Genomic DNA, 17,515 nt, shown 5'->3' on the forward strand with positions numbered 1-17,515 from the left:
GCCCCACCGTGCCCGCAGCCGACCTCCTCCTCACCGGAGCCCGTGTCCGCACCCTCGACCCGGCCAGGCCGGAGGCCACCGCCGTGGCGGTCAAGGACGGGGTGATCACCGCCGTCGGCGACGAGGCCGGGCTGCGCGAGTGGCGTGGCAACGGCACCGAGCACATCGACCTGTCCGGGGCCACCCTCACGCCCGGCCTGGTCGACGCGCACAGCCACCCCGTCTGGGGGCTGGAGATGGCCACCGGCACCGACCTCACCGCCGTCCGCGACCTCGACCAGCTGCGCGCCGCACTGGCCGCGGCCGAACGGACCGAGGGCTGGATCGTCGCCTGGGGCCTGGACCACAACGCCTTCGGCGGCCGGCCCGTCGACCGGGCCCTGATCGAGGGCGCCATCGGCGGCGCCCCCGCCTTCATCCGGCTCTACGACGGACACTCCGCCCTGGCCAGCGGCGCGGCCCTGGAACGCGCCGGGATCACCGGCCCACGCACCTTCGTCCAGCGCTCCACCGTCGTCTGCGATCCCGACGGCCGCCCCACCGGGCATCTGATCGAGCACGCCGCGATGGACCTGGTCGGGGAACGGCTGCCCAGGCCCTCGTACGCCGAGCGCCGCACCCGCCTCGTGGAGCTGCTCTCCGCGATGGCCGCCACCGGTCTCACCGGGGCCCATGTGATGGACCTCGCCGACGGCTCCGTGCCCGAGCTGCTGGCCGCCGTGGAGGAGGAGACGGACCTGCCGGTACGGCTGCGGCTGGCCCCCTGGTGCATGCCGGGCGCGGACAAGGAGGCCTTGGACGAGCTGGTGCGCGTACAGGGCGAGGCGGGCCGGCTCTGGCGCGTCGGCGGCGTCAAGTTCTTCATGGACGGCACCGTCGAGGGCGGCACCGCGTGGCTGGAGCACGCCGACTGCCACGGGGAGGGCACCGAGGCGTTCTGGCCGGACCCCGAGGCGTACACCGCCGCCGTCCACCAACTGCACCACGCCGGGGTGCGCACCGCCACCCACGCCATCGGGGACGCCGCCGTGCGGCATGTGCTGGACACGGTCCAGGCGCTGGGGGAGGGCGGCCGGCTCCGCCACCGCATCGAGCACATCGAGACCGTGCCCGGCGACCTCGCCGCCCGGTTCGCCGAGCTCGGGGTGATCGCCTCGATGCAGCCCACGCACACCGCGTACACCCGGGCCGACCACAGCGACGAGTGGTCGAAGCGGCTCGGCGACGAGCGGGCCGGACGGGCCTGGCGCTGCCGGGACCTGCGGGACGCCGGGGCGTATCTGGCGCTGGGCTCCGACTGGCCGATCGCCCACTACGACGTACGGCAGGTGCTGGCCACGGCCCGGCTGCGGCGGCTGCCCGGGGCGTACGACACCGAGCCGGTCACCGCCGAGCAGGCGCTGACCGGGCTGATGGCGCTGGAGGGCTGCACCTCGCACGCGGCGGTCGCCGCCGGGGAGCAGCAGGTCGCGGGCCGGATCGCGGTGGGCTACCGGGCCGATCTGACCGCGTTCGGGGTGGATCCGGTGGCGGCACCGGCGGACGAGCTGGGCGAGGCGCCGGTGCGGCTCACGGTGTGCGGGGGACGAGTGGCGCACCGGGGCTGAGGCGGCGCGGCCCCGGCGCCGGGAGGGTGCGGCCTCAGCGGCGGCCCGCCGCCGCGTCCGCCGTCGGGCGCCCGGTCCGCGGCGGCGCCGCCGCGGAGAGGCCCGCCAGCCGGGCCTTCTGGCACGGTGGTGCCACCCGCCTGGGCAGATGGTGCGGCAACGAGCCGTACCAGGCGTACGAGACGGCGCAGCCGAAGGCGAGGCACACCATGCCGCCCAGCGCGTCCAGCCAGAAGTGATTGGCGGTCGCCACGATGACGACCAGGGTGAGCGTCGGGTAGAGCAGGGCCAGGATCCGTGCCCAGGGCGCGGAAGTCAGCGCGAAGACGGTCAGACCGCACCAGAGCGACCAGCCGATGTGCATCGACGGCATCGCCGCGTACTGGTTCGACATGTTCTTGAAGTTGCCCGAGGCCATCGAACCCCAGGTGTGATGGACGAGCACGGTGTCGATGAAGTGGCCGCCGTTCATCAGACGGGGCGGTGCCAACGGATACAGGTAGTAGCCGAGCAGCGCCACACCCGTGGTCGCGAACAGGGCCAGCCGGGCCGCCGCGTAACGGCCGGGGTGGCAGCGGAACAGCCACACCAGCACACAGACGGTGACGACGAAGTGCAGTGTCGCGTAGTAGTAGTTCATCGAGACGATCAGCCATGTCACGGAATTCACCGCGTGGTTGACCGCCTGCTCCACGGAGATGCCCAGGTGGTTCTCGGCCGACCAGATCCGGTCGGCGTTGCGCAGCGCCTCGGCCCGCTGTTCCGGGACGGCGTTGCGCACCAGGGAGTACACCCAATAACTGGCCGCGACGAGCAGGATTTCGAACCAGATGCGTGGGCGTCGGGGGGAGCGCAGGGAACGCAGTCCCGCCGGGCCGCCGGCACGCCGTCCGGTGTTCCGCTTCGGGTTCGCCGCAGGGGCCGCCTCGTCCACGATGGGTGACGGGGTGGCCTTCGACCGGCCTTCCTTCGATGTCACGCTCAATTCACCCATAGGCACAGAGTCTGCCAGAAATTGCCCTTCCGCCCGATCAACCTCCGGCCGGGTCCGGGCTGCGCATCAGTGCGTGGTGGAATGCGTGAGCGCGCGGCGGAATGCGCGTCAGGAGCGGTCGTGGGATCCTGGGGCGGTCAGGCGGTGGTGGTCGGAGCGGGCCCGGGGCCGGCTGCCGTTGAACCGCGAACGACCAGTTCGGGCATGAAGACGAACTCGCTGTGCGGGGCGGGCGTGCCGCCGATCTCCTCCAGGAGCGTGCGTACCGCGGCCTGGCCCATCGCCGTCACCGGCTGACGGATCGTCGTCAGCGGCGGATCGGTGAACGCTATGAGCGGCGAGTCGTCGTAACCGACCACCGACAGATCGCGCGGCACCTGCAGCGACAGCCGCCGGGCGGCCCGGATCGCGCCGAGCGCCATCATGTCGCTCGCGCACACCACCGCCGTGCAGCCCCGTTCCATCAGAGCCGACGCAGCGGCCTGTCCACCCTCAAGAGTGAACAGCGAATGCTGGATCAGTTCCTCCACCGCGTCCGGCGCGAGGCCCAACTGGTCCTGCATCGTGGCGTGGAAGCCCTCGATCTTGCGCAGGACCGGCACGAACCGCTTCGGGCCGACCGCCAGACCGATCCGCTGATGGCCCAGCGACACCAGATGCGTCACCGCGAGCCGCATAGCGGCCCGGTCGTCCGGTGAGATGAACGGCGCCTGGACCTTGGGCGAGAAGCCATTGACCAGGACGAACGGGACACCCTTGGCGCGCAGTTGCTCGTAGCGCTGCATATCGGCCGAGGTGTCCGCGTGCAGACCGGAGACGAAGATGATGCCCGAGACACCGCGGTCGACCAGCATCTCGGTCAACTCGTCCTCGGTGGAGCCGCCGGGGGTCTGGGTGGCCAGCACCGGCGTGTAGCCCTGCCGCGTCAGCGCCTGGCCGATGACCTGGGCCAGGGCGGGGAAGATGGGGTTCTCCAGCTCGGGCGTGATCAGCCCGACCAGCCCCGCGCTGCGCCTGCGCAGCCGTACGGGCCGTTCGTAGCCGAGGACGTCGAGCGCGGCGAGAACGGATTCACGGGTGGCCGCTGCAACACCGGGCTTGCCGTTCAGTACACGGCTGACCGTCGCTTCGCTGACCCCCGCCTGAGTTGCGATATCGGCAAGCCGTGCGGTCATGGAAGTGGACTGTACCGGGCGTATGTCGGATTGCCCACCATGGGCATGAATCGGACGAGCGCCCCCGTGCGCCGGTTCGCGGTGGTTTCCCGGCAACGCCTTGCAAGGACTTGCGGGCCGGGCTTGCGGGCTCCGGTCGGATCGTCGCACCGCACGGCCCGGGGGCTGTGGACTGCGACTGCCAGGGCGTGATGCGGGGCGTCAAGGGTCTTGACGGCAACCGTGAGGACACGCGAATGTAACGATCGTCGGCGCTTGCAGAAATCTTCCGCAAACTCTTTCGGCGTTCTTTCATCCTTGTTACGTTCTCGTCGACCCGGCGCCGCGACGGAGCGGTACGGCAGTTGAAGGAGTTCAGATGCGACGTGGCATAACGGCCACCGCCCTGGTCGCGGCCCTGGCGCTCGCGGCGACCGCCTGCGGCAGCGACAACGAGTCCGAGGGCACGAGCAAGAGCTCGGGCGAACTCGCCGGCACCGTGACGTGGTGGGACACCTCCACCGCGGGCAGCGAGGACAAGGTCTTCAAGAAGATCGCCGAGGACTTCACCAAGAAGCACCCGAAGGTCAAGGTCAAGTACGTCAACGTCCCCTTCGGCGACGCGCAGAACAAGTTCAAGAACGCCGCGCAGTCCGGCTCCGACGCCCCCGACGTCATCCGCTCCGAGGTCGCCTGGACCCCCGAGTTCGCCGACCTCGGCTACCTGGCGCCGCTCGACGGCACCGCCGCGCTGAAGAACCCGGGCGACTTCCTCAAGCAGGCCGCCGCGTCCACCAAGTACAAAGACAAGACGTACGCGGTGCCGCAGGTCATCGACTCCATGGGCATCTTCTACAACAAGAAGATCTTCAAGGAGGCCGGCGTCGAGGTCCCCAAGACCGTCGACGAGCTGAAGACCGTCTCCAAGAAGATCAAGGACAAGACCGGCAAGACCGGCATGTACCTGCGCGGCGACGACGCGTACTGGTTCCTCTCCTTCCTGTACGGCGAGGGCGGCGACATGGTCGACGCCTCCACCAAGTCCGTCACCATCGACAACCCCGCGGGCGTCAAGGCGATGAAGGTCGTCAAGGACCTCGTCGACTCCGGGGCCGCCAAGACCGATGCCACGGACGGCTGGGAGAACATGCAGGCGTCCTTCAAGGACGGCAAGGTCGCCATGATGATCAACGGCCCGTGGGCCGTCGCCGACACCTACGCCGGCAAGGAGTTCAAGGACAAGGCCAACCTGGGCATCGCCCCGGTCCCGGCCGGCTCCGCCGCGCAGGGCGCCCCGCAGGGCGGCCACAACCTGGCCGTCTACGCGGGCTCCAAGAACCTCGACGCCTCCTACGCCTTCGTCGACTACATGACGTCGGCCGAGACCCAGGCCAAGGTCACCAAGGAGCTGAGCCTCCTGCCGACCCGCACCTCCGCCTACGCCCGCGAGGACGTCGTCGACAACGAGATCGTCGGCTTCTTCAAGCCCGTCGTCGAGACCGCCGTCGAGCGCCCCTGGATCCCCGAGACCGGCAGCCTCTTCGCCCCGCTCGTCACCGAGTACACCAAGGTCCTCACCGGCCAGACCACGCCGGAGAAGGCCACGAAGACGACCGGCGACTCCTACCGCAAGCTCCTCAAGGGCTGGAAGTAACAGGAAGGCAGGCCGGCTGATGGCTGTCCACACCGGCCAGTCGGTGGCGAAGGCCGCGGGCGACGACGTCGTCGCCCGCGGCCGGAGCCGCGGTACTGGCAACCCCCCGCCGCCGGGCAGGCTCCGGCGGGCCCTGTCGACCCACTGGTACGCCTGGACCATGGTCGCCCCGGTCGTCGTCGTGATCGGCGTGATCATCGGTTATCCGCTGGTCCGCGGCATCTACCTGTCGATGACCGACGCCAACGAGCGCAACGTCGAACGGTCCATCGGTGTCAACCACATGCCCGCCACGTACGAGTTCGTGGGCCTGGACAACTACACCGACGCCCTCACCGGCGACCAGTTCCTCGGCACGCTCGGCTGGACCCTGGTGTGGACGGTCTCCTGCGTGGCCATCACCTTCTGCCTCGGCATGGCCCTCGCCAACATCCTCAACCGAAGGATCGCCGGGCGCTCCGCCTACCGGATGGCGCTCATCCTGCCCTGGGCCATCCCCGGCTTCGTCTCCGTCTTCGCCTGGCGCTTCCTCTACAACGAGGACCGCGGGCTGCTCAACAAGATCCTCTCCGGCGGCGGGATCGACGCCGTCCCGTGGCTGAACGACCCGACCTGGGCGAAGTTCTCCGTCATCGCCGTCAACGTCTGGCTCGGCGTGCCGTTCATGATGGTCGCCCTGCTCGGCGGACTGCAGTCGATCCCCAGCGAGCACTACGAGGCCGCCGAGATGGACGGCGCCACCGCCTGGCAGCGGTTCCGCCACATCACGCTTCCGGGACTGCGGCCGGTCTCCACCACGGTGATCCTGCTCTCCACCATCTGGACCTTCAACATGTTCCCGGTGATCTTCCTGCTGACCCGCGGCGGACCCGGCGAGGCCACCCAGATCCTGGTCACCCAGGCGTACAAGTTCTCCTTCGAGATCAGCCCGCGCGACTTCGCGCAGTCCTCCACCTGGGGCGTACTGATCCTCGTACTCCTGCTGATCTTCGCCGCCGTCTACCGGCGAGTCCTGCGCACCCAGGGAGACGACTGGTGACCACCACCGCACCCACCCCCACCGCGCCGCCCAAGGTCCGGCTGCGCGGGGAGCGTTCGCCGCTGGCCTCCGCCGGGCTGCACCTGACGCTCATCGTCGCGTCCGTGATCGCCGTCTTCCCCGTGCTGTGGGTCCTGCTCACCTCGCTGAAGCCCGCCGCGTACGCGACCACCACGGACTTCTTCAAAGAGACGACGTTCGAGAACTACACGAACCTGATCCAGAACACGAAGTTCCTCACCTGGTTCGGCAACTCCCTGCTGATCGCGGGACTCACCACGCTCCTCGGCGTCATCGTCTCCGCCTCCACCGGCTACGCCGTCAGCCGCTTCCGCTTCCCCGGCAAGCGCGGACTGATGTGGACGCTGCTGATCACCCAGATGTTCCCGGTCGCCGTCCTCATCGTGCCGATCTACAACATCATGGCGGGCATGGGGCTGCTGAATCAGCCCGCCGGTCTCGTCATCACCTACCTCACCATCTCGGTGCCGTTCTGCGCCTGGATGATGAAGGGCTTCTTCGACACCATCCCGCGCGAGATCGACGAGTCGGGGCAGGTCGACGGCCTCACCCCGTTCGGCACGTTCTGGCGGCTGATCCTGCCGCTCGCCAAGCCCGGCCTCGCCGTCACCGCGTTCTACTCCTTCATCACCGCCTGGGGCGAGGTGGCGTACGCCTCCGCCTTCATGGTCGGCGAGGACAACCTCACCCTCGCGGGCGGACTCCAGCTCTTCGTCAACCAGTACGGAGCCCAGTGGGGGCCGATGACCGCCGCGTCCGTGCTCATCGCGATACCCGCGGCCCTGGTCTTCCTGTTCGCGCAGAAGCACCTCGTGACCGGCATGTCCGCCGGAGCCGTCAAGGGCTGAGGCCCACGACGGCAGCACGACCCGCACGCACCAGTCACGGCGGCCGCCGGCATCCCGACCCGGCCCCGGCGCCGCTCCCCACCCAGACACCCCAGGGACGACATGACCCAGCACCTCGCTGCCCCCTCCACCGGCACGTCCGGCGCCGCTGCGGCCCACCAGACCGGCTGGTGGCAGGACGCGGTGATCTACCAGGTCTATCCGCGGAGCTTCGCCGACGGCAACGGCGACGGCATGGGCGATCTCGCAGGCGTACGCGGCAGACTCCCGTACCTCAAGAGCCTCGGCGTCGACGCGGTCTGGCTCAGCCCCTTCTACGCCTCCCCGCAGGCGGACGCGGGCTACGACGTCGCCGACTACCGGGCCATCGACCCGATGTTCGGCACCCTGCTGGACGCCGACGGGCTGATCCGCGACGCCCACGACCTGGGCCTGCGGATCATCGTGGACCTGGTGCCCAACCACTCCTCGGACCGGCACGAGTGGTTCCGGCGCGCCCTCGCCGAGGGCCCCGGCTCCGCCCTGCGCGAGCGCTACCACTTCCGCCCCGGCAAGGGCGCGGCCGGTGAACTGCCGCCCAACGACTGGGAGTCCGTCTTCGGCGGCCCCGCCTGGACCCGCACCACCGACCCGGACGGCACCCCGGGCGACTGGTACCTCCACCTCTTCGCGCCCGAGCAGCCCGACTTCAACTGGGAACACCCGGCCGTCGCCGACGAGTTCCGCTCCATCCTGCGCTACTGGCTCGACATGGGCGTCGACGGCTTCCGGGTCGACGTCGCCCACGGTCTCGTCAAGGCCGAGGGCCTGCCCGATCTCGGCAGCCACGACCAGCTCAAGCTGCTCGGCAACGACGTCATGCCGTTCTTCGACCAGGACGGGGTGCACGAGATCTACCGCTCCTGGCGCACCATCCTCGACGAGTACCCCGGCGACCGCATCGCCGTCGCCGAGGCCTGGACCCCCACCGTCGAGCGCACCGCCAACTACGTGCGCTCCGACGAGATGCACCAGGCGTTCAACTTCCAGTACCTCTCCACCTCCTGGGACGCCGCAGAGCTCCGCAAGGTCATCGACACCTCGCTCGACGCGATGCGCCCGGTCGGCGCCCCCACCACCTGGGTGCTCTCCAACCACGACGTGACCCGGCACGCCACCCGGTTCGCCAACCCGCCCGGCCTCGGCACCCAGATCCGCACCCCCGGCGACCGCGAGCTGGGCCTGCGTCGGGCCCGCGCCGCCACCCTGTTGATGCTGGCGCTGCCCGGCTCCGCCTACGTCTACCAGGGCGAGGAGCTCGGCCTGCCCGACGTCACCGACCTGCCCGACGAGGTCCGCCAGGACCCGTCGTTCTTCCGCGCCGAGGGCCAGGACGGCTTCCGCGACGGCTGCCGGGTGCCGATCCCGTGGACCCGCGAGGGCAGCTCGTACGGCTTCGGCGACGGCGGCAGCTGGCTGCCGCAGCCCGCGGGCTGGGGCGAACTCTCGGTGGAGGCGCAGACCGGCGTGGCGGGCTCCACCCTGGAGCTGTACCGGGCCGCGATCGCCGCCCGCCGGGCCCACCCGGGGCTCGGCGCCGGAACCTCGGTGGAGTGGCTCCAGGCCCCCGAGGGGCTGCTGATCTTCGCCCGCCCCGGCTTCGTCTGCACCGTCAACACGACGGGCCGCCCGGTACGCATCCCCGTACGCGGCACCGTCCTGCTGTCCAGCGCCCCGGTCGTCACCGACGGCGCCGGGATCGAGCTGCCCGCGGACACCACGGTGTGGTGGACGGTGTGACGGTTCCTCTGCCCAGGTCCGGTGCGCCGAGGCTCTCGGACATCGCCGGCCAGGCAGCGGTCAGCGAGGCGACCGTCAGCCGGGTGCTCAACGGGAAACCGGGCGTCTCGGAGACCACCCGTCAGCGGGTGCTCGCGGCGCTGGACATCCTGGGCTACGAACGTCCCGTACGGCTGCGGCAGCGCAGCGCCGGGCTGATCGGACTGGTGACGCCCGAACTCACCAACCCGATCTTCCCGGCGTTCGCGCAGTCCGTCGAGCAGGTGCTGGCAGGTCACGGCTACACCCCGGTGCTCTGCACCCAGATGCCCGGCGGTGCCACCGAGGACGAACTCGTCGAGCAGCTCGTGGAGCGCGGCGTCGGCGGGATCGTCTTCATCTCCGGGCTGCACGCCGACATGTCGGCCGACCCGGCCAGGTACGCCGCGCTCACCGAGCGCGGCGTGCCGTTCGTCCTGATCAACGGCTACAACGAGCGGATCAGCGCGCCGTTCGTCTCGCCCGACGACGCCGCCGCCGTGCGGATGGCCGTCGGGCACCTCGCCGACCTCGGCCACGGCAGGGTCGGCCTGGCGATCGGGCCGCAGCGCTATGTGCCGGCCCGCCGCAAGCGCGAGGGGTTCGTCGAGGCCGCCGTGAATCTGCTGGGAATGGACCGCGCCGAGGCCGAACTCCTCGTCTGCCCCACGCTGTTCAGCGTCGAGGGCGGCCAGGTCGCGGCGGGTGCGCTGCTCGACCAGGGGTGCACGGGCATCGTCTGCGGCAGCGACCTGATGGCGCTGGGCGTGGTGCGTGCGGCCCGCGAGCGCGGGCTCCGTGTGCCGCGCGACGTGTCGGTGGTGGGTTTCGACGACTCGCAGCTGATCGCGTTCACCGATCCGCCGCTGACGACGGTGCGCCAGCCGGTCCAGGCGATGGCCGCGGCGGCGGTGGGCGCCCTGCTGGAGGAGATCGGCGGCAGCCCGGTGCAGCGCACGGAGTACGTGTTCCAGCCGGAGCTGGTGGTACGAGGATCCACCGCGGCGCTCCGGGGCGACTGAGAGGTCCCAGGGGCCGGGCGTACAGGAGAGGCACCGGGAGTCGGCCCGGAATGGGCCTGCGGGGAGTGAGCGACTCCGGGTGCCTCTCTTGTCCGTGACCGGCCCAGCCGGCCGGGCGCGTGGGGTCCGGGGGCGCCGGAACCCCCGGCCGACCGGACCGGAGTCGGGAGAAACCTAACAGTGCTGCAATGTTTTGCGTAAGTCCTTGCAGGCAGAAAACTGCTGGGTTTCGTGGATGTGAGCGGGTGATGTCCAAAGGGTTGACCGGAACCTGATGGGCTCGTACGGTCTGCGCTGCGGCAAGGTTTGCATTCTTGCAGCAAGAACCTTCAGGAGCCTTGAGGGCAGGGCGCGTTGCCACGTGAGGCTGCACCGTCACCCGCATTTCCCCCCACAGCAGGAGGAAACATGGCACGCAGACCACTGTCCGCGGCACTCGCCCTGGCAGCAGGCGCCGCCGTCCTCATATCCCCGACCGCGACCGCCAGTGCCGCCGCCCCCGGCGACAAGGACGTCACCGCGGTCCTCTTCGAGTGGAAGTTCGACTCGGTGGCCAAGGCGTGCACGGACACGCTCGGCCCGGCCGGATACGGCTACGTACAGGTCTCGCCGCCCCAGGAGCACATCCAGGGCGGCCAGTGGTGGACCTCGTACCAGCCCGTCAGCTACAGGATCGCCGGGCGGCTCGGCGACCGTGCCTCCTTCGCGGCCATGGTCAACACCTGCCACGCCGCCGGCGTCAAGGTCGTCGCGGACTCCGTCATCAACCACATGTCGGCCGGATCGGGCACCGGCACCGGCGGCTCCTCGTACACCAAGTACGACTACCCCGGCGTTTACTCCGCCGCCGACATGGACGACTGCACCGCGCAGATCAGCAACTACCAGGACCGCGCCAACGTCCAGAACTGCGAACTCGTCGGCCTCGCCGACCTGGACACCGGCGAGGACTACGTACGCGGCCGGATCGCCGCCTACCTCGACGACCTGCTCTCCCTGGGCGTCGACGGCCTGCGCATCGACGCCGCCAAGCACATGCCCGCCGCCGACCTGGCGAACATCAAGTCGCGGCTGAGCAACCCGGGCGTCTACTGGAAACAGGAGGCGATCCACGGCGCGGGCGAGGCAGTCCAGCCCGACGAGTACACCGGCACCGGGGACGTCCAGGAATTCCGCTACGCCAGAAGCCTCAAGCAGGTCTTCAACAACGAGAACCTCGCCTATCTGAAGAACTACGGCGAGGGCTGGGGCTTCATGCCCTCGTCGAAGGCGGCGGTCTTCGTCGACAACCACGACACCGAGCGCGGCGGCGACACGCTGAACTACAAGGACGGCGCGAACTACACCCTCGCCAACGTCTTCATGCTGGCCTGGCCGTACGGCTCGCCCGACGTCCACTCCGGCTACGAATGGTCCGACAAGGACGCGGGTCCGCCGGGCGGCGGCACGGTGAACGCCTGCTACAGCGACGGCTGGAAGTGCCAGCACGCCTGGCGCGAGATCTCCTCCATGGTCGGCTTCCGCAACACCGCGCGCGGCGAGTCCGTCAGCAACTGGTGGGACAACGGCGGTGACCAGATCGCCTTCGGCCGCGGCGCCAAGGCGTACGTCGCGATCAACCACGAGAGCTCCTCGCTGACCCGTACGTTCCAGACCTCGCTGCCCGCCGGCGACTACTGCGACCTCCAGTCCGGCAAGGGCGTCACGGTGAACGGCTCGGGCCAGTTCACCGCGACGCTCGGCGCCAACACGGCGGTGGCGCTCCAGGTCAACGCCCGTAGCTGCGCGGCCACCGGCTGACAGCGGCGGCCGGGGGCGGGGCGGGTACCGTCCCGCCCCCGGCAGGTCCGCCCGCCCCACAGCATCACCCGCACCCAAGGAGACCCAGCCCGTGTCCCGTTCCACCCTCAGACGTGGAGCCGTCGCCGCACTCTGCGCGGCACTCCTCCCCGTCGTCCCGGCGGCAACCGCGTCGGCCGCGCCGAGACCTCCGGGCCCGCCCTCGGACGCGAAGCTCGCCCAGGCGCCCGCCCGGCACGACCTGACCCGCGAGCAGTTCTACTTCGTCATGCCGGACCGGTTCGCCAACGGCGACACCGCCAACGACCGCGGCGGGCTCACCGGTTCGCGCCTGGAGACCGGCTACGACCCCACGGACAAGGGCTTCTACCAGGGCGGCGACCTCAAGGGCCTGACCAACAGGCTCGACTACATCAAGGGCCTCGGCACCACCGCCATCTGGCTCGCCCCGATCTTCAGGAACCGCCCCGTCCAGGGCACCGGCAAGGACGCCTCGGCCGGCTACCACGGCTACTGGATCACCGACTTCACCCAGGTCGACCCGCACTTCGGGACCAACGCCGACCTCGCGAAGCTGATCGACAAGGCCCACGCCAAGGGCATGAAGGTCTTCTTCGACGTCATCACCAACCACACCGCCGACACCGTCGACTACGCCGAGAAGACCTACGGCTACCGGCCGAAGGGCGCCTACCCGTACCTGGACGAGGACGGCCGCCCGTTCGACGACAGCAAGGGCCTGGCGAAGGTGGACGCGGACTCGTTCCCGTACACCCCGAGCACACCGAAGAACGCCGTCGACGACAAGGTCCCGGCCTGGCTCAACGACCCGGAGATGTACCACAACCGGGGCGACTCGACCTTCGCCGGCGAGTCCGCCGAGTACGGCGACTTCTCCGGGCTGGACGACCTGTGGACCGAACGGCCCGAGGTCGTGACCGGCATGGCGAAGATCTACGAGAAGTGGGTCCGCGACTTCGACATCGACGGCTTCCGGATCGACACCGTCAAACACGTCGACCTGGACTTCTGGACCCAGTGGGCGACCGCCCTGGACACCTACGCGGCCGAGCACGGCCGCGAGGACTTCTTCATGTTCGGCGAGGTCTACTCCGCCGACACCGCCGTCACCTCGCCCTACGTCACCCGGGGCCGGCTCGACGCGACGCTCGACTTCCCGTTCCAGGAAGCGGCACGCCAGTACGCCTCCCAGGGCGCACCGGCCTCGAAGCTCGCCGCAGTCTTCGGCGACGACTACCGCTACACCACCGACAAGGCCAACGCCTATGAACAGGTGACCTTCCTCGGCAACCACGACATGGGCCGCATCGGCACGTTCCTGAAGCAGGACAACCCGAAGGCCGGCGACGCGGAACTCGTCCGGCGCGCGGAGCTCGCCAACGAGCTGATGTTCCTGGGCCGGGGCAACCCCGTCGTCTACTACGGCGACGAGCAGGGCTTCACCGGCGCGGGCGGCGACAAGGACGCCCGCCAGACCATGTTCGCCTCGAAGACCGCCGACTACCTCGACGACGACGAACTGGGCACCGACCGCACCCACGCCACCGACGCGTACGACCCGAAGCACCCCCTGTACCGGAACATCGCCGCGCTCTCCGAACTCACCCGGAAGAACCCGGCACTGCGCGACGGCGTCCAGACCGAGCGCTACGCGGAAGGCACCGTCTACGCCTTCTCCCGCACGGACCCCGAGAAGCCCCACGAGTACCTCGTGGCCACCAACAACGGCACCGCCCCGAGGACCGTCGAGCTGCCCACCGCATCGGCCGGCATGAACTTCCGTACCCTGTACGGCGGTTCCTCGGCCCTCCGCAGCGACGCCGACAAAAAGATCACCGTCACCGTCCCCGCCCTCTCCAGCCTCGTGCTGCGCGCCGAGAAGCCGATGGGCACCCCCGCCACCAAGCCGGTCATCAGCCTGAAGGCGCCCGCCGCCGGAGCCACCGGCACCGTCGAGCTCTCCGCCGACGTCGACGGCGGCGGGCTGAACCGCGTCGTCTTCGCCGCGCAGACCGGCAACGGCAAATGGGTCACGCTCGGTTCCGCCGACCACGCCCCGTACAAGGTCACCCAGCACCTGGACGGCAAGGTCGCGGCCGGCACCCCGCTGCGCTACAAGGCGGTCGTCGTCGACCGCGCCGGGCGCACCGCGAGCGCACTCGCCGCGACCACCGCCGGACAGGCCCCGGCCGAGCCGAAGCCGGTGGCCGTCCAGCGCGACCACGCCGTCGTCCACTACAAGCGCGCGGACGGCGACTACGAGGGCTGGACACTCAAGTCCGGTGACCGCACGGCACAGTTCACCGGGCGCGACGCCTACGGGGCCTTCGCCTGGCTGAAGCTCGACGAGGGCGCCTCCACCGTCCCGTACACCGTCGAGAAGGACGGCACCGCCGACGGGCCGCAGCGCACCGTCGAACTCGCGAGGACCGGACAGGTCTGGATCGAGCAGGGCGAGGACGGCCAGGCCGACACGGCCCCCGACGGCGCCTACCCGCCGCAGGACACCACCAAGGCCGTCCTGCACTACTACCGCCCCGACGGCGACTACGACGGCTGGGGGCTGCACACCTGGACCGGCGCCAAGAACCCCACCGACTGGGCGAAGCCCCTCCAGCCGGTGAAGAAGGACGCCTCCGGCGTCACCTTCGAGGTGCCGCTCACCGACGGCGCCACCTCGCTCTCCTACATCCTGCACAAGGGCGACGAGAAGGACCTCCCCAGCGACCAGTCGCTCGATCTCGCCACCTACGGGCACGAGGTCTGGATGCTCGGGGCAACGCCCGGCTACCTGCTGCCGCAGACCGGCGGCGTGCCCGCCCCCGACCTCTCCAGGGCCGAGGCGCAGTGGATCGACGCCGACACCGTCGTATGGAAGGTGAAGGCCACCGACGCCACCAGCCAGCAGCTCGTCTACGCGACGGACGGCAACATCTCCGTCGTCGACGGGGCGCTCTCCGACGAGGGCCAGTGGTTGCGGCTCACCCCCTCCGCGCTGACCGACGCACAGAAGGCGAAGCACCCGAACCTCAAGGACTACCCGGCGTTCACCGTCGACGCCCGGGACCGGGACCGGGTCCGTGAGGCGCTGCGCGGTCAGCTGATCGCCACCCAGCGCGCCGCCAACGGCGCCCTGCTCGCGGCCACCGGCGTGCAGAGCGCAGGCGTGCTCGACGACCTGTACGGCAAGAACGCTGCCGGTGCCGCGCTCGGCCCGGTCTTCGGCCGCGACGGCCGCCCCACCCTCTCGGTCTGGGCGCCCACCGCCCGCACCGTCGCCCTGGAACTCGACGGCCGCAGTGTCCCGATGCGCCGCGACGACCGCACCGGCGTCTGGTCCGTCACGGGCACGAAGAACTGGAAGGGCAAGCGCTACCGCTACACGGTGGACGTCTGGGCGCCCACCGTCGGCAAGATGGTCACCAACAAGGTCACCGACCCCTACTCCACCGCCCTGACCACCGACTCCACGCGCAGCCTCGTCGTCGACCTGGACGACCCGGCCCTCGCGCCGAAGGGCTGGTCCGGGCTGAAGAAGCCCGCCGCCGTACCGCTGCGCGACGCCCAGATCCAGGAGCTGCACATCCGCGACTTCTCGATCGCGGACCGCACCTCGAAGCACCCCGGCGAATACCTCGCCTTCACCGACACCGGCTCCGACGGGATGAAGCACCTCAAGCGGCTCGCGGACGCCGGCACCAGCTACGTCCATCTGCTGCCCGCCTTCGACATCGGCACCATCCCCGAGAAGAAGTCCGCCCAGCAGAAGCCGGCCTGCGACCTGTCCGTGTACGCCCCCGACTCACCGGAGCAGCAGGCCTGCGTGACGAAGGCCGCCGCGAACGACGGGTTCAACTGGGGTTACGACCCGCTGCACTACACCGTCCCCGAGGGCTCCTACGCCTCCGACCCGGAGGGCACCAAGCGCACCGTCGAGTTCCGGCAGATGGTGCAGGGCCTCAACGGCGCGGGGCTGCGCACCGTCATGGACGTCGTCTACAACCACACCGTCGCCTCCGGCCAGGACGGCAAGTCCGTGCTCGACCGGATCGTGCCCGGCTACTACCAGCGGCTGCTGGACGACGGCACCGTCGCCACCTCCACCTGCTGCGCCAACACCGCGCCCGAGAACACCATGATGGGCAAGCTGGTCGTCGACTCGGTCGTCACCTGGGCCAAGGAGTACAAGGTCGACGGCTTCCGCTTCGACCTGATGGGCCACCACCCCAAGGCCAACATCCTCGCCGTCCGCAAGGCGCTCGACGCGCTGACCGTGGCGAAGGACGGCGTCGACGGCAAGAAGATCATCCTGTACGGGGAGGGCTGGAACTTCGGTGAGATCGCCGACGACGCCCGCTTCGTCCAGGCCACCCAGAAGAACATGGCCGGCACCGGCATCGCCACCTTCTCCGACCGCTCCCGCGACGCCGTACGCGGCGGCAGCCCCTTCGACGAGGACCCGGGCGTACAGGGCTTCGCCACCGGCCTCTACACCGACCCCAACACCTCCGCCGCCAACGGGACGGAGGCCGAGCAGAAGGCCCGGCTGCTCCACTACCAGGACCTGATCAAGGTCGGCCTCACCGGCAACCTCGCCGACTACACCTTCACCGACTCCTCGGGCCGCACGGTCAAGGGCTCCGGCGTCGACTACAACGGCGCCCCCGCCGGATACGCCGCGGCCCCCGGTGACGCCCTCGCCTACGCGGACGCCCACGACAACGAGTCGCTGTACGACGCGCTCGCCTTCAAGCTCCCGGCGGGCACCCCGGCGGCCGACCGGGCCCGCATGCAGGTCCTGGCCATGGCGACGGCCACCCTCTCGCAGGGGCCCTCGCTCTCCCAGGCGGGCACCGACCTGCTGCGCTCCAAGTCCCTGGACCGCAACTCGTACGACAGCGGCGACTGGTTCAACGCCCTGCACTGGGACTGCCGCGACGGCAACGGCTTCGGCCGCGGGCTGCCGCCGGCCGCCGACAACGAGTCCAAGTGGTACTACGCGAAGCCGCTGCTGGCCGACGCCGCGATCCGCCCCGGCTGCGCACAGATCGACGGCGCGTCCGCCGCGTACCGGGACCTGCTCACCATCCGCTCCACGGAGAAGGACTTCGGCCTCTCCACCACCGAGCAGGTCCAGTCCGCCCTGTCCTTCCCGCTCTCCGGGAAGGACGAGACCCCGGGCGTGATCACCATGCGGCTCGGAAAGCTGGTGATCGTCCTCAACGCGGCCCCCGGCACACGGACCCAGACGGTCACCGAACTGGCGGGGAAGCGGTACGCACTGCACCCCGTCCAGGCTGCGGGCGCGGATCCTACTGTCAAGAAGTCCACGTATGAGGCGAGTTCGGGAAGATTCACCGTCCCGGGACGCACGGTGGCGGTGTTCTCCCTGAGTTGAGCCGGAACAGGGCTAGGTTGGGAGGCAGCAGCCGTCGGGGAATGCCGCAGCACCGCACCCCTGGCGCACCCTCCCACCCCCCGGCCGGTCCCGGCCCCTCTCCGGACGGCACAGGCATCCCCGCATGCCTGTGCCGCACCGGAGCCAGGGTCCGGGACCG

9 protein-coding genes and 1 pseudogene are annotated in these 17,515 nt (G+C 70.2%); 8 read left to right on the plus strand and 2 right to left on the minus strand.

The window, feature by feature from the left end:
• The first annotated feature begins 8 nt into the window (after window positions 1–8).
• Complete coding sequence (locus tag OG842_RS28145) at window positions 9–1,607, plus strand: amidohydrolase (protein WP_266736962.1); 1,599 nt, start codon at window positions 9–11, stop codon at window positions 1,605–1,607.
• A gap of 34 nt (window positions 1,608–1,641) precedes the next feature.
• Here OG842_RS28145 and OG842_RS28150 read toward each other — a convergent pair whose 3' ends face one another.
• Window positions 1,642–2,541: a phosphatase PAP2 family protein gene (locus OG842_RS28150; RefSeq protein WP_401874333.1), complete on the minus strand. Its 900-nt coding sequence runs from the start codon at window positions 2,539–2,541 to the stop codon at window positions 1,642–1,644.
• A gap of 197 nt (window positions 2,542–2,738) precedes the next feature.
• Window positions 2,739–3,776 carry a LacI family DNA-binding transcriptional regulator gene (locus OG842_RS28155; protein ID WP_266736958.1) on the minus strand — a complete coding sequence of 346 codons (1,038 nt, stop codon included), beginning with the start codon at window positions 3,774–3,776 and terminating at the stop codon, window positions 2,739–2,741.
• Window positions 3,777–4,134: 358 nt separating this feature from the next.
• Between OG842_RS28155 and OG842_RS28160 the strand changes: the two genes are divergently transcribed.
• The 7 genes and pseudogenes from OG842_RS28160 (at window position 4,135) to pulA (ending at window position 17,355) form a co-directional block, all read left to right on the plus strand.
• The gene (locus tag OG842_RS28160) at window positions 4,135–5,409 is read left to right on the plus strand and encodes an extracellular solute-binding protein (protein WP_266736956.1); all 1,275 of its coding nucleotides are present in this window, start codon (window positions 4,135–4,137) and stop codon (window positions 5,407–5,409) included.
• A gap of 19 nt (window positions 5,410–5,428) precedes the next feature.
• Window positions 5,429–6,448 (plus strand): carbohydrate ABC transporter permease, encoded by a 1,020-nt coding sequence (locus tag OG842_RS28165; protein ID WP_266736955.1) that lies wholly within the window; start codon window positions 5,429–5,431, stop codon window positions 6,446–6,448.
• The gene (locus OG842_RS28170; protein WP_266736954.1) at window positions 6,445–7,317 is read left to right on the plus strand and encodes a sugar ABC transporter permease; all 873 of its coding nucleotides are present in this window, start codon (window positions 6,445–6,447) and stop codon (window positions 7,315–7,317) included. Before OG842_RS28165 ends, OG842_RS28170 begins: the two co-directional genes overlap by 4 nt.
• 102 nt (window positions 7,318–7,419) lie before the next feature.
• Window positions 7,420–9,096, plus strand: coding sequence for a glycoside hydrolase family 13 protein (locus OG842_RS28175; RefSeq protein WP_266736952.1), 1,677 nt, complete (start codon window positions 7,420–7,422; stop codon window positions 9,094–9,096).
• Window positions 9,081–10,136 carry a LacI family DNA-binding transcriptional regulator gene (locus tag OG842_RS28180; RefSeq protein ID WP_266736950.1) on the plus strand — a complete coding sequence of 352 codons (1,056 nt, stop codon included), beginning with the start codon at window positions 9,081–9,083 and terminating at the stop codon, window positions 10,134–10,136. Before OG842_RS28175 ends, OG842_RS28180 begins: the two co-directional genes overlap by 16 nt.
• Before the next feature lie 408 nt (window positions 10,137–10,544).
• Window positions 10,545–11,933, plus strand: a pseudogene (locus OG842_RS28185) (alpha-amylase); the annotation flags it as partial.
• A 94-nt stretch (window positions 11,934–12,027) separates the two neighbouring features.
• A complete protein-coding gene (gene pulA, locus OG842_RS28190) occupies window positions 12,028–17,355 on the plus strand; it encodes a pullulanase-type alpha-1,6-glucosidase (protein ID WP_266736948.1) in 5,328 nt (1,775 codons plus the stop codon).
• Window positions 17,356–17,515 lie beyond the last annotated feature (160 nt).

Source organism: Streptomyces sp. NBC_00376, assembly GCF_036077095.1.
Taxonomy (GTDB): domain Bacteria; phylum Actinomycetota; class Actinomycetes; order Streptomycetales; family Streptomycetaceae; genus Streptomyces.